Annotated in this window: 11 protein-coding genes; all 11 read right to left on the minus strand. The window is 59.6% G+C overall.

What is annotated here, in order from left to right:
- Window positions 1-11: 11 nt before the first annotated feature.
- The 11 genes from AC07OF_RS21615 to flgD all read right to left on the minus strand — a co-directional run bounded on the left by AC07OF_RS21615 (window position 12) and on the right by flgD (window position 14,477).
- The gene (locus AC07OF_RS21615) at window positions 12-3,587 is read right to left on the minus strand and encodes a glycosyltransferase (protein WP_157193516.1); all 3,576 of its coding nucleotides are present in this window, start codon (window positions 3,585-3,587) and stop codon (window positions 12-14) included.
- Window positions 3,588-3,652: 65 nt separating this feature from the next.
- Window positions 3,653-5,221, minus strand: coding sequence for a flagellar hook-associated protein 3 (locus AC07OF_RS21620; protein WP_495073425.1), 1,569 nt, complete (start codon window positions 5,219-5,221; stop codon window positions 3,653-3,655).
- Between the two features lie 13 nt (window positions 5,222-5,234).
- Entirely contained in the window at window positions 5,235-7,271 is a 2,037-nt protein-coding gene (gene flgK / locus AC07OF_RS21625; protein WP_495073426.1) for a flagellar hook-associated protein FlgK, read from the minus strand.
- Window positions 7,272-7,281: 10 nt separating this feature from the next.
- Window positions 7,282-8,487: a flagellar assembly peptidoglycan hydrolase FlgJ gene (flgJ, locus tag AC07OF_RS21630; protein WP_476445830.1), complete on the minus strand. Its 1,206-nt coding sequence runs from the start codon at window positions 8,485-8,487 to the stop codon at window positions 7,282-7,284.
- A 10-nt stretch (window positions 8,488-8,497) separates the two neighbouring features.
- Entirely contained in the window at window positions 8,498-9,607 is a 1,110-nt protein-coding gene (locus tag AC07OF_RS21635; protein WP_495073427.1) for a flagellar basal body P-ring protein FlgI, read from the minus strand.
- A gap of 12 nt (window positions 9,608-9,619) precedes the next feature.
- Window positions 9,620-10,315 (minus strand): flagellar basal body L-ring protein FlgH, encoded by a 696-nt coding sequence (gene flgH / locus AC07OF_RS21640; protein ID WP_038613403.1) that lies wholly within the window; start codon window positions 10,313-10,315, stop codon window positions 9,620-9,622.
- 54 nt (window positions 10,316-10,369) lie between these two features.
- Window positions 10,370-11,155, minus strand: a complete 786-nt coding sequence (gene flgG / locus AC07OF_RS21645; RefSeq protein ID WP_157193521.1) for a flagellar basal-body rod protein FlgG — start codon at window positions 11,153-11,155, stop codon at window positions 10,370-10,372.
- Between the two features lie 45 nt (window positions 11,156-11,200).
- Window positions 11,201-11,941 (minus strand): flagellar basal body rod protein FlgF, encoded by a 741-nt coding sequence (locus AC07OF_RS21650; protein ID WP_157193522.1) that lies wholly within the window; start codon window positions 11,939-11,941, stop codon window positions 11,201-11,203.
- A gap of 190 nt (window positions 11,942-12,131) precedes the next feature.
- Window positions 12,132-12,320 carry a hypothetical protein gene (locus AC07OF_RS21655; protein WP_495073438.1) on the minus strand — a complete coding sequence of 63 codons (189 nt, stop codon included), beginning with the start codon at window positions 12,318-12,320 and terminating at the stop codon, window positions 12,132-12,134.
- A 72-nt stretch (window positions 12,321-12,392) separates the two neighbouring features.
- A complete protein-coding gene (gene flgE, locus AC07OF_RS21660; protein WP_157193523.1) occupies window positions 12,393-13,718 on the minus strand; it encodes a flagellar hook protein FlgE in 1,326 nt (441 codons plus the stop codon).
- A gap of 30 nt (window positions 13,719-13,748) precedes the next feature.
- Window positions 13,749-14,477, minus strand: a complete 729-nt coding sequence (gene flgD, locus AC07OF_RS21665; protein WP_157193524.1) for a flagellar hook assembly protein FlgD — start codon at window positions 14,475-14,477, stop codon at window positions 13,749-13,751.
- Window positions 14,478-14,485: the final 8 nt, after the last annotated feature.

Raw genomic sequence — 14,485 nt, forward strand, 5'->3', positions numbered from 1 at the left:
ATCGGGTGTGATCAATCAGCCAGCCAGCCATTTGCCCAGTGCTGCAATTTATCTGCTGTCAGCACATAGTCACGCAACACCACTTCGCGCAACTCATCGCCTTGTCGATAGCTGGCTCGGGGATCGGCCAGGTGCATCCGTATTGCTTGCAACCATTCGTCAGTGGTGTTGCTGACCACGCGAGTACAAGGCAAATAACCTCGATAGGCCCTGGCATCGCTACAGATCACCGGATAACCACAGGCACCATACTCAAGCAATCGCAAGTTGCTCTTGCAGTCGTTGAACAGGTTGGACTCCAGCGGTGCCAGCGCCAGGTCGAGGTCCAGACTGGCTAACTTGCGCGGATACTCAAGCAGCGATACCCCCGGATGGAACTCATGGACATAAGGACGAAGCAAATCCGGACACATGCCAAAGAAGACCCACTCGACCTCGTTCGCCAGTTCCTTGACGACATCGACAATAAGCTCGAGATCGCCGCGGTGACTGGTGCCCCCCGCCCAACCCACCCGCGGCTTGAGCGAGGTCTGGCGACGACTGTGCAGACCGTGCCACAACTGTGAAGCCAGCATGTTCGGAACCACGCAAATATCCTGGTTCATGCTCGACAACACTTCAGCCAGCGGCTCAGTAGAGACCACCAGTCGATCGCAAAGGGAAATGCCCCGCGTCACCATTTCACGCATGTTGGCTGGGAGGTTGCGGCCGTGAGCGTTCTTTTTCGGCACATCGAGGATGTAGTCATCGATCTCGTAAATACGCCGAGCATTGGAGAAGCGCTTGATACGCTCTATTTCCTCGAGCGCGTTGGGGGTGTAGCGGCATTGCAGGATGACCACATCCGGCTTGTCGCGCTCCATCTCAATGTGCCCCGGCGTGGTGTAGGTCAAACGCCCCTGGATCCAGCCTGCCCTTTCCAGCTCGGAAAATGGCTGTGCCACCCGGTAATGCCCTACTGCCGACGTGTTGATCGGCAATGCAAGGACAAAGGGTAACGCTCGACTGACAAACGGATCCCAGCCAACGCGCAAGCCAGGATCGAGGGTGAAGCTGGACATTTTCAGGTTGAGATTACGATTGTAGGCGGGATCACTGGCCACACGAGACAACCAGCGCTGGTAAAAAGCCTCTTGATCCCGACCGGCTTTGACCTGCCCTGCCCGCACTTCACTCGGAACGCTCAAGCGAGCGACCATGGCAAAAGGCGTCCAGACAATCAGATAACCATGATCGCGAACTCGCAGACAGAAGTCCGCATCGATCCATTGATCCTGATAAGCGTCCTCCTCAAGGCCATCCAACTCGGTGAAGATGCTTCGACGCACCAGCAGGCAATCACCACTGACTGCGCTCCAGTTCTGCACAACACTCAAGCGGTTCATGTACCCGCTGGCATCAGCCGCATGCCCGACGAATGGGCTGCTGGCGGCCCCCTGCAGACCCAGGACCAGTCCAGCTCCCACCACGGTACCGTCCGGAGCGCAGAGTTTCGGACCTGTTACGCCGACTTCTGGACGCTGGGCTTGGGTCATGAGCTCGCTCAGCCATTGGCCGTCAAAAATCATACACCCGGGGTCAAGCAACAGCAGATAGGTGCCCAGTGCTTCGTGACTGGCCTGATTTATCCGTTGTGCGGCATTGCGTCCCGCAACCTCGATAATCCTCAATTGCTCGCTACCCAGCCCTTGCATGGCAGCAAACCAGTCCTTCATCGGCGCAGGCTCACCACCGCCGGTCACGATCAGGACCTCGTATGGGGCATAGGCCGTATATTCGAATATCGACTCGACACAATGGCGCAGCAACTGCAGGTCTTGGCCGGCATCAATAATGATCGACACCCCTGGCCTCTCATCATGCTGATAGCGAACGCGCGCGAGCATGGTGCCTGGCGCCGAAGCGAGCTCGAACGGCACACCCAGTCGCTGCAGATGCGCCTTGAGTATTTGCGGCGCCTGAAGCACACAGTCCGGTTCAACCAACCAATCCGCGTAACTGGCCTTGCACTGCACGAGCAGCTCAGCGACATGCCCGACGACTTGCAAGCCATCCGCTTCGACCATCCGCCAGAGCAGGTCATGGGGCGCCAGCACGCCGAACTCCGGAGCAAATCCGCCTAAACGGGACAAGGCCTCGCGCTTGAAGGCAAGCATGCGTCCGACATAGGGAAAACTACGCATCAGGTCGAGATTGAAGTCCGGCTTGAAGATCGGGCTGGAGGCTTGCAGATTGTCGTTCGCCCCTTCATCGGCGTAGAAGCAGTTCCTGTCGGCATACAACGCCATACGCTCAGCCATGATCACCAATGCATGCGGATGCAAACGGTCGCCGGCGCGCAACAGGAAGATCCAGTCAACATCACCTGCCGATTGCAGTCGCGCGTTGATCTGTTCGAAGCCGTCCCCACGCAAGGTGGTTGCCTGCACATTGGCAGTGTCTGGCACTTGCGCCGGATCACCGGCAAATACCCACACCTGAGCGGCGGCATAGGACTGCAGCGCAATGCTCTCCAGCGTTGCCTTCAATGCCAGCGCATCCCCTGCGGGATCCATGACCACCGGAACAATGCGTGGTGTGCTCGGCCATTGCTCGATCCGCCTGGCCATCAGACGAGTCTGCGCAACAGACAATGTTCTGCACTCCAGCCACTGAGCATAGAGTTCGGCAAAGCTCAAACTGTCGCTACCCACCTGCTGCTGGTAGTTGGCAATTTGTCCGGAATACAAACGAGTAAGTTCATACTCCTGCCAGTCCTTGTCCGGGCCCTCACAGTACTGCTCGAACGCTACATGGCGCACCCAGCCGGCAGCCGGCGCCGGTTCACCTGTTCGCGAAGCGAGCATCTGCAACAGCCACTCGGTCTCCACCCTGAAAGCGATTTCCATGCTGGTGTGATGACTCAAGCGACCGGCATGCATCCGCTCGATGCTGAGCATTTGCTGGAGGTACCCCAGATGCCCTCGGCGCAACAGGCAAATGTACAACGCCATGTCCAGGCGAGCACTGAATCCCTGCCCCTCCTGTACCAGCATCGCCAGCGACTGCTCCACCAGTGCCCGACGCAACAGAACGTGGCTTAGACCGCCAAACAGGTTCGGCGCATTGGTAGCCACAGCGTCCAACAGGTCGCCGCCATTGAGCACCGCGCTTTCTACGGCGATAAAACAATTAGTTGCACGTGGTGGTAGCAACGAGTCGTTGGCATCACACAAAAAGCGGTGATTGGTCACCATGCTGACGTCGGGGCAGTCTGCCAGGACTTGCGACTGAAGCCGGATGCTGGTTGACAGCAACCAATCATCATCACAGAGAAACTTGATGTACTCGCCCCGGGATTGCTCAAGGCACACCAGCAAATTACGTGAGAACCCCAGGTTCGTGGCATTGCGCACATAGCGCAGTTCACAGGTTGCCTGAGCGGCCAGTTCGTCAAAGATTACTTTGATCTCATCCCCGAGACTGTCATCACAGACGATAACCTCAAGACACCCGTAGTCCTGTGAGATTGCGCTGAGCAGTGCCCGGCGAAAAAACTCGGGATTGAAAGCCGGGATGGCAATACTGACTAAAGCTAGGTGGTTCACGATGGGAAACCCGGAGGGAGGCGCTTTGCCAGAATCTACCGTTATCTGTCAAAGCGCCGAGTCAATCAAAGCTGGTTGAACAAGCTCAGCGAGGAAATTTTCGAGAAAGCCAGCTGAGATGCCTGCAGCATGGTCTGTTGCAGGTTCAATCGAATCAGCACCTCGGCCGGGTCCGCATCACGGATCGAGCTCTGGGTCTTGGTGTTGGCCATTTTCAGGCTCTCGTTGGTTTCCGCCTGGACATCCAGAGCGGCACCGCGAGCACCGATCGAGCTGATGGCTTCAGCAACTTTGTTGGCACCGCTTTCCAGGTTGCCAATCGCCGAGTCCAGGGCGGCCTGGTACTTCTGGCGTGACGCCAGATCAGTGTCGACCGGCATTTCCAGCGCCTTGCGGAACTCGGAGATGGTGTCGAGTATGTTCTGGGTCTGGTGAGTATCGACCTTGACCGAGAACTGGTCCCCCCCGGCTGGCGGCTCAGAGAAGTCAAAATCGACACCGGCGATGTTGGCCTTGGTCGCAGGCGTTCCGGTCAGCGCGCCACTGGCCACAGGGCGGGCATCCGGCAGCATGGGCTGGGCGTAAACTTCAAAGTTGGTGGCGCTGGTGAACTTGATGATCGCACCGCCACCCGGGAACGCGTCGCTGTAGGCCGACTTGTCAGTGATGGTGGCGCTGTTGATTTGCGCCGACGAGGTATTGCCCGGGCTGCGCGAACCGCTGACCTCATCGGCTTTGGAGGCCAGATTGAAGGTGTACCCGGCGATTGCGGTGTCCGGATCGTCACCCTCCTTCAGGTTGACGTCCAGGCGCATCTCGACACCGCGGAAACTGATGCTGCCATCCTTGCTCGGATCAAAGGTGCCGCCACCGGTGGCCTCCAGGGTCACGTCATTGTTGGCTGCGTCAGTGATCTTGAATTCGGTGTTGCTGGTGAAGGTGATGGTGTACGGCTCACCGCCACGGAAACGATCATTGTACTGGGTGCTGCCGGACACCTGTCCGTTGGACAGGCTGACCCGACCATCATCCACTGCCGGAAAGGTCAGGGTCGTCTGGCTGCGACTGGTATTGAGCGCTTGCTCGAATACGTTGTAACCACTGTCGTTGGTGGCCATGCTGAGCATGTCGCCAACCTGCAGGCTCAGAGTGCTCTGGTCACCCTGGTAACTGTAAGTACCGTCAGCGTTGCGCACGTAGGGCTGGGTATCGCCACGCGAACCGGAGAAAATGTACTTGCCGTTCTCGTCACGGCTGTTCATCAGGCTGTAGAGCTGTTCTTCGAGCTGGGTCAGCTCCTGGGCATTGGCTTTGCGGTCGGCATCGGTATAGCCGCCGTTACCGGCACCGACGGCTAGTTCCTTGACCCGCGCCAGCACGTTGGTGATCGAGTTCAGGGTCGACTCGGCAGTACCCAGGCTATTGCGCACGCTGGTGATGTTGCCGTCGAACTGATCGAGCAGATTGCTCTGCTGCTGCAGTTGCAGCAAGCGCGCCGCCCCCACCGGGTCATCAGCAGCCGTGCGCACACGAATGTTGTCACTGGCCTGCTGGCCGGTCTTGACCAGATTGGAGAAGTTGTTCGAGTAGTTCGAAGCACTGGTCTGGTAGAACTGGGAAGTAGAAATACGCACGGTCTACCACTCCTTAAAGGGCGTTGATCAGTGTGGAGAAGATGTCCTGCGCCGCTTTGATGATCTGCGACGAAGCCGTGTAGTACTGCTGGTACTTGATCAGGTTGCCGGCTTCTTCATCGAGCTGGACACCCGACAGCGAATCGCGCGAAGCCTTGGCCGATGTATTCAGGGCCGTGGTCGAATCGACATCCATCTGCGCCTGGGCGGTCTTGCCGCCGACGTTTTCCACCAGCTTGCCATAGGCGTCGGTGAGGCTGATGCCCTTGCCGTTGGCGCCGACTTCAACCGTACCCTTGGTCTGCAGGTCGATCACCGCCTGGCCGTTACGGTTGTTGTCCGAGCCTGGACCGGTCAGGGATATGGTGTAGTTGTCACCTTCCTTGGGCGATCCGGACACTTCCATCTCGAAGGTGAATGTCTTCTGGACACCGTTGGCATCGTTGATCGGCGCTCCGGTGGAATCGACCATCGGCACCGAGAATTGCAGCTTGTTGGCCTGGCCCGGAATGATGGTGCCGGAACCCAGCGGATCACCCTTGGCGTCGAGCAGCTTGTAGGTCTGCGGGGTGGTTTTTTCGTCACCGAACACCAGTTTCACCGGCGTCGAATACTTCAGGCCGTTCTGCAGATCCAGGCGCTGGGCCGGATCGTAGATATCCAGCGACGAAGTCAGATTGGGCTGACCGATGATGCCGGTGCCCTGGTTGCCCGAGCCGCTGTTAGCGGTCAGCGGCGAGGCCAGCGCCAGGCGCTTGGGATCGGTGAGGACGGTGTCGAGGTTGCTCGCGGCATTGCGGGTCGGGGTGATCTTGAAGCTGTCACCGGCGCTCATGCCGCCGCTATTGAGCTTGAGGGTGAAACCGTCGATTACCTTGGGCGGATCATCGTTGATATCGAAGGTACCCATGTCGGTACCTTCCGGCAGCTTCTTGACGTTGTAGCCGGTAGCGCTGGTGAAGGTCACCTGGTAGTCGCTGGTACTCAGCTTGCCGGTGTCCTTGATAACCACATCGAGCATGCCGTTGCCGGTATTGCCGGCTTTGGCAATGCTGCGCTGGCTGATCAGTTCAGGACTGTTGATGTCGTTGAACAGCGCGGCACCGAACTCACCGTTCTTGTCGATACCCTGGGCCAGCTGGCGGTTGATCTGATCGGCCATGACCAGGGCCACACGCCCCAGTTCGTTGAGCGACGGGTCGAGCACTTCACTGCGATAACGCAGCAGGCCGCCGATCTCGCCGCCGTTGAGGCTGGAGGTGACGTCCATCACCGTGCTGCCACGGTTGAGCTGGATGCTCACCCGGGTCGGGTCGTTCTTGCTCGGCACGGTCTGCAGGGTGTTGATGGTTTTACCCATCACCAGCGGCTGGCCGTTCTCCAGGTAGATATCCAGGTTGCCTTCACGTTCAACCACCTGGGTACCGACCAGCTCGGACAGCTGGCGCACCGCTTCGTTGCGCTGGTCGAGCAGGTCGTTCGGGGTGCCCTGCATCTGCGAGATCTGGTCGTTGTACTGGGCAATGGTTGCCGACAGTTTATTGACCTGGTCGACCATCGACGACAGGTTGCCGTTGAGGTTGCTGTTCTGTTCGTTGAGCTGGCTGGCGATGGTGTTGAAGCGCTTGCTCAGCGATTGCGCACTGGTCAGCAGCAACTGGCGCGAGGCATCCTCGTTGGGCTTGGCGGACGCGCTTTGCATGGCCGTGAAAAAGCTCTGCAACGCGGCGGTAATGCCAGTGTCGGCACCGGAAAGCAGGCTGTCGATCGGTGCCACTTGATTAAGGTACGCCGCCGCATCGCTGCTCAACGAAGTGGTGGTACGCAACTGGCTTTCCAGGTAACCGTTGTATACCCGGCGCACATCGGACAGGGTGGTGCCGGTGCCGATGAACACGTTGCCATTCTGCTGCGAGCCATTGGCCCGCTGCACGTTCTGCTGGCGCGAATAACCAGCGACATCGGCGTTGGTAATGTTGTTACCCGTAGTGAACAGGCCCGACTGACTGGCGCCGAGCCCCGACATTCCGATGTTGATCAAACTCGCCATGGTTCAAACCTTATAGTTGCGTAGTGGTGCCAATCGCTGCATAGCTTTCGTAGGATTTCATTTGCCTGGCGATCTGCGAGATCTTGCTCGCGTAATCCGGGTCGGTTGCATAACCGGCCCGCTGCAGCTCGCGTACAAACTGTTCCGGTTTATCGGCAGCCTTGACCGCTTCTTTATAGCGAGCGTTGTTCTGCAACAGGCTCACCAGATCATGGAAACTGTCCTGATAGGAATCGTAGGAACGGAACGCCGCCGTCTCCTTGACGAATTGACCATCACGAAACTCGCTGGTGATCGCCCTTGCCTGTTCACCCTGCCAGTTGCCGGTAGCCTTGATGCCAAACAGGTTATGACTGCTGCGACCATCAGCCTGGCGCATGACTGACTTGCCCCAGCCGGTTTCCAGCGCGGCCTGTGCCACCAGGTAACGGGGATCGACACCGATGCGCTTGGCAGCCTGCTCGGCCATCGGCAGCATGGTGGCGACAAAGTCATCCGAAGAACTGAAGGCACGCTTGGCCGGCGCCAACGGCGGCTGGGCCATGGCGCGACCGTAAATACGCAGGTTGCCTGGGGCGGCAAAGGCTTGCGCCGGTTGCCAGTCACCTTTGACCACGGCGTCGCCAGCCAGGGTCGAACGCCCGGGAATCGGCGCCGTATTGGTGGTGGCCGCCACAGCGCCTGCCGCCGGCACCAGGCCCGCCAGCAAGCGATCGGTGAGCTTGCCCGGCAACGCCAGACGACGGGAGTTGAGCGCCGCCACATCGTTGCGCGTGACCGCGGTTTCCTGCGGCCGCTCAGGCACGCCGACTGCCGTCGCGCCCAGTGGCCGCGGCTGGATGTCGAAGCGCGGGAACGGACTGTTGTTGCTCGCCGCCGACGCAGCTTTCTGCTTGGACAGCTGACGCATCAGCACCTCCTGCAGGCCGATACCGCCGCCTTCGCGGGACATGCTCACCGCCAGCTGCTGGTCGTACATCTGCTGGTACTGCTTGGTGGTTTCGGTGTTGAGCGGATTGTCCTTGGCCAGCACATCGCTGGCCGAACGCATCGACTTGAGCATCTCGTTGAGAAACAGCGATTCGAATTCCTGGGCCACTTTGCGCAGGTTGGCGTCGCTGTCGCGGTCGCCGACCTTCAACGAACTGAGTCGATTGAGGTCGGTGTAGGCACCGCTGTCAGCCGTGTTGGCTATCGGGTTTTTCGGCATATCCATGCGCCAGTCCTCAGATCACGATCAGGTCGGCTTGAAGCGCACCGGCCTGCTTCAGGGCTTCGAGGATTGCCATCAGGTCGCTCGGAGCTGCACCCACCTGATTCACCGCACGGACGATTTCATCCAGCGTGGTACCCGGGCCGAACTTGAACATCGGCTTGGCTTCCTGCTCGGCATTGACCCGCGAGCGCGGCACTACTGCGGTCTGGCCATTGGAAAACGGCCCCGGCTGGCTGACGATCGGATCTTCGGTGATGGTCACGGTCAGGCTGCCGTGGGTAACCGCCGCAGGCGACACTTTGACGTTCTGGCCGATAACGATGGTGCCGGTGCGCGAGTTGATGATGACCTTGGCCACCGCCTGGCCCGGATCGATTTCCAGGTTCTCGAGGATCGACAGGTAATCGACACGCTGGCTCGGATCGAGCGGCGCGGTAACGCGCACCGAACCACCGTCCAGGGCCTGGGCCACACCCGGGCCGAGCAGTTCGTTGACTTTGTCGACGATGCGCTTGGCGGTGGTGAAGTCCGGGCGATTGAGGTTCAGGGTCAGGCTGTTGCCCTGGTTGAATCCGCTGGGAACGGCACGCTCTACCGACGCACCGCCAGGAATACGCCCCGCCGACGGTACGTTGACGGTAATCTTCGAGCCATCGCGGCCTTCGGCGTCAAAGCCACCGACCACCAGGTTGCCCTGAGCGATCGCATAGACGTTGCCGTCGATACCCTTGAGCGGCGTCATCAGCAAGCTGCCACCGCGCAGGCTCTTGGAGTTACCGATCGAGGACACGGTGATGTCGACCACCTGCCCCGGCTTGGCGAACGCCGGCAGGTCGGCATGCACCGAGACCGCCGCGACGTTTTTCAGCTGCACGTTGCCCGAGCCTGCCGGCACCTTGATGCCGAACTGCGACAGCATGTTGTTGAAGGTCTGCAGGGTGAACGGCGTCTGGGTGGTCTGGTCACCCGTGCCATTGAGCCCCACCACCAAGCCGTAGCCGATCAGCTGGTTGCTACGCACGCCGGAAATGCTGGCGATGTCTTTCAGGCGTTCGGCCTGTGTGGCGAACGCGACGGACATCAGAAGCGCGGCGGTGATCAGCTGCTTGAAGTTGAACATGGTCATCCGAACCTAGAAAGGCCAAAGCGGGCTGAGGAAGAAACGGTCGAGCCAGCCCGGCTGGCTGGCATCGGCAAACGAGCCGGTTCCCGAGTAGGTGATGCGCGCATCGGCAACCCGGGTCGAAGGCACGGTGTTGTCGGTGGCAATGTCGTCGGCGCGGATCATGCCGGCGATACGCACCAGCTCGTCGCCGGTGTTGAGGGTCAGCCACTTCTCGCCACGCACGGCAATGATGCCGTTGGGCAACACATCGGCAACGGTCACGGTGATCGAGCCGGTCAGGCTGTTGCCCTGTCCTGCCTTACTGTCGCCTTTGGTTGCACGGTCACCGCTGTACCCGGCACTCAGACTCAGATCGCCATCGCTGAACGGATTGTTGGTGGTCATCGAAGAGCCAAACAACGAAGTCAGGCCGATATCGGCCTTGCTGTTCTTGGCGATCTGCGAGTTGGCGTTCTTGCTCGCCTGGGTCCGCTCGTTGAGGGTGATGGTGATGATGTCACCGACCCGGAACGCCTTGCGGTCGCTGTACAGGTTCTGATCGAAACCGGCCTGGTAGATCGAGCCGTTGTTGGCCGCTGCCGGCAGTGGCGTACGCGGCAATACCGGCGCGTAGTACGGATCATTGGGCTTGGGCGGCGGCGCAACGCAGCCGGCCAGCACGCTGATCCCACTCAGGGCAAGTACGCAAAACAAACGACTCATGACTCTGACCTCACGGTGTAACAGGCGCCGTTAAAGCGACCTCGAAGACTTCACTTACAGGTTCTGGGTAACGAACGAGAGCATCTGGTCGGCGGTGGAAATGACCTTGGAGTTCATCTCGTAGGCACGCTGGGTGGTGATCATGTTGACCAGTTCTTCCACGGTGCTGACGTTGGAGTTTTCCAGGGTCTGCTGCTGGACCACACCGAAACCGTTGAGGCCTGGAGTACCGACTTGCGGCGCGCCGCTGGCGGCGGTTTCCAGGAACAGGTTGCCACCGGTGGCCTGCAGGCCCGCCGGGTTGATGAAGTCGGCCGTCTGGATGTTGCCGATCACCTGCGCCGCCGGGTTGCCTGCGGTGGTGATCGAAACGGTGCCGTCACGGCCCACGGTGAAGGTCTGCGCTTCAGGCGGCACGACAATCGCCGGCTCCAGGGCGAAACCGCTGGCGGTGACGATCTGGCCGTCGGAGTTCAAGTGGAAGGTACCGTCACGGGTATAGGAGACGGTGCCATCAGGCTGCAGGATCTGGAAGAAACCGCGACCATCAAGCGCCATGTCCAGCGGATTTTCGGTGGTTTGCAGGCTGCCGGCGATAAAGCTCTTCTGGGTACCGACGATGCGCACACCAGTACCGGTTTGCAGACCCGAAGGCAGCTCACTGTCCTGGGTCGATTGCGCACCCGGCTGGCGCTGGGTTTGGTAGAGCAAGTCCTGGAACTCGGCACGATCACGTTTAAAGCCAGTGGTCGAAACGTTGGCCAGGTTGTTGGAAATGACGGTCAGATTTTTGTCCTGTGCGGACAGACCGGTTTTACTGACATAAAGTGCTGGAAGCATGCCGTTCTCCTCGCGCGCCTGTATTCCGGCGCTACGCCTGTGTAATTAGCCGATCTGCAAAACCCGAGCCATGGCTTCGTCGCCTTCTTTGGCCGTGGTCATCATCTTGACGTGCAGTTCGAATTGCCGAGACAGCGCCAGCACCGAGGTCATTTCCTCGACGGCATTGACGTTACTGTTCTCAAGGAAGCCCGACACCAGCTTGACGTTGGCATCGGCCGGCGCAGGTTGGCCGGTGGTGGTGTGGATCAGACCATCCAGGCCTTTGGTAATGGTCTTGAGATCCGGGTTGACCATCTTGATCCGGTCGACTTCAGCCATTACCTCTGGTCCCTCGCCCATGGCGCGGATGGTGATGGTGCCGTCTTCACCGACCTCGACCTTCTGCTCTGGCGGCACGGCAATCGGCCCGCCGTTACCCATGATCGGCATGCCGTTGGCGGCACGCAGCACACCCAGGGCATCGATATTCATGCTCGCGGTACGCACATAGGCTTCGCTGCCATCCGGTGCCTGCACGGCGATAAAGCCGTCACCACCAACGGCCACGTCCAGGTCACGCCCGGTTTCCAGCATCGAGCCCGGCGAAAAATCCGTCGCCGGGCGTTCGGTCATGGCGTAGGCACGCGCCGGAAAGCTGTCACCAAACACCGGCATCGAGCGCGCCTGCTCCAGGTCACGCTGAAAACCGGTAGTGGAAATGTTCGCCAGGTTGTTGGCATGCGCCTTCTGCGCCAGCGCGTTCTGGCTGGCACCGGTCATGGCCACGTACAGCATCTTGTCCACAGTATTTCTCCCCTGCGCTGGCGAACACTTGCCGCTCGCCGCTGCTTTGCAGTGCTTGAAGCAAGTTTCAAACCAACTTTGCAGAAGTGGCCAAAAGCCCCGCCAGACAAGGACTTGATCGCCGCACAGGCGTGCAGCCGGGAGAAGCGCCGTCGAAATTACGGCGCCAGCTTGCCGCTAGCGGCAAGCCTCAGTAGTCGCGGCACGCCGCGTTGTTGAAGGGACCGGCAAAGCGCTTCCAGCCATCGCCCGGAGAAAACTGGGCACAGACCAGGCGCCCATCTGCCTGGCTTTCCCAGCGATACCAAGGTGCGGCATCAGCCTTGACTTGGGTCATCAACAGCACCGCGAACACCGCTAACGCCAATCGTTGCAACATGATCGATACCTCTGAAACGACAGACCCCTTCCGAGAAAGGGGTCCGTCCACGCCTACCGCCTCACAGCAGCATCAGGTCATCTGAATGATGGTCTGCATGATGGTGCTCTGGGTAGAGATAGTCTTGGCGTTCGCCTGATAGTTGCTCTGCGCCTTGATCAGCTCAACCAGCTCAGTGGTCAGGTTGACGTTGGAGGCCTCCAGCGAGTTGGAGGCGATAGCGCCCAGGGTACCGGTCTTCGGCGCATCGATGCCCGGAATACCCGAGGAGTAAGTCTCGGCCCAGCGCGTACCACCCATAGGCTGCAGGCCCTGCTCGTTGGCGAAGGACGCAATGGCAACCTGACCGATAGCACGCGACTGCTGGTTGCTGAAGCTGGCGAACATCACACCACTGGAGTCGATGCTCAGGCTCGACAGAATACCGGTAGCGTAACCATCCTGGCTTTGCGACAGACGCGTGGTCGGGGTGTTGTAGGAGGTGGTATCGGTCATGTCGATGGCGATACCACCGGCACTGGCCTCGGAACCGTTGGAACCCCACACCGGCGGCTTGGCAGTCGGATCGGTAACGGTGGCAGGAATCCAACCGGTCAGCTTGAAGACCTTGTTCACTACTTCGTAGCCAGAACCCGCAGCACCCGCGGTCATGGTGTCGACACTACCGTCAGGCTTGAAGGTGATGACGCCCTCCAGTGGCTGCGGCGGCTCCTGGGTAGGATCGAGCGGGTTACGACCATCGATCAGGGTGTAAGACTTCCACTCATTGGTGTCGGTCTTGACGTAGTACTGATCCATGATGTGCTCGTTACCCTGGCTGTCATAGATCTTGGTGGCGAAAGTCTTGTTCCAGGTGGTGTCGTCGCTTGGATCGAACGTGGTGGTGCTCGGGATGACCTTGTCCGACGAGTTCAGGTTGATGCCCTGATCAATCGAGGTGGTGGATTTTGGCGCCAGCGCCGAGGTATCGATCTTCAGGTCGGTCAGCACGCCATTGATGATCTTGCCGTTCTCGTCCACACCGTAGCCGCGCAGACGCAGGCCGTCGGAGGTCACCACGTAATTGTCTTTATCGGTCTGAAACGCACCGGCACGGGTGTAGCTGAGCGAGCCGTTGTCGCTCAGGACGAAAAAGCCCTGACCCTGGATACCCATGTCCAGCACGTTGCCGGTGTTGGTGATATCACCGTTGGTGAACTGCTGCGATACCGAGGCCAGACGCACACCGTTACCAACGCTCTGGCTACCGACGCCGAGCTTGTTGGCCGAGTAGACGTCGGCGAATTCCGCACGCGACGACTTGAAACCGGTGGTGGCAACGTTGGCAATGTTGTTGCCGGTCACGTCCAGTTGTTTGTTGGCTGCATAGAGACCGCTAAGGCCGATATTGAATGACATCTTTCACTCCTTGTGCCGCGCTAGCCGGCTCTATATACCGATGGTTTGGACTTTGGACAGCGCAATGCTGCCCAGGCCGGCAAGATTGAGCATCATCTCGCCGCCGGTCTGACTGAGGGTTACGCTGCTGACCGTGGCCGGCAGCATGGTGTACATGTCATGCTGCTTGCCATCGATGGTGGTCTTGGCGGCAAAGGTATAGGTACCAGGATCGACCTTCTCACCCGCGTCATTGGTGCCATCCCAGACGAAGGCGGCATTGCCGGCCTTCTGCTCGCCCAGGTCGATGGTCTTGACCACCTTGCCATCCTTGTCGGTGATGGTGACGGTGGCATTGCTTAGCGACTGCGGCACCACCACCGAACCATTGAAGCTCTTGGTGGTATCGACCACGGCCTTGTCGGTCTGGACGACCACCGAGCGACCGACCAGGGACGACGCCTGCAGCGCCTGGGACGATTTGAAGTTGCCGGAAATCGCCGTCACCGTCTCGTTGAGCGTGGTGATGCCTTCCAGGCTACTGAACTGCGCCAACTGGGCAACGAACTCACTGTTGTCCTGAGGATCGAGCGGGTTCTGGTTCTGCATCTGGGTCACCAGCATCTGCAGGAACGCATCCTTGCCCAGCGCCTGATTGCCGGTCTTGCTGTTGGTCGCCGTAGCAACGCCCGTGGGGTTGGTATCGGAAGTCTTCTTGACCGACGCCTTGAGCACGTCGTTCAGGTTTACACCGGCGGTGGTATCGTTAACGCTTGCCATTGGCTTCG

It is taken from the genome of Pseudomonas sp. GW821-FHT10B02, from assembly GCF_059415665.1.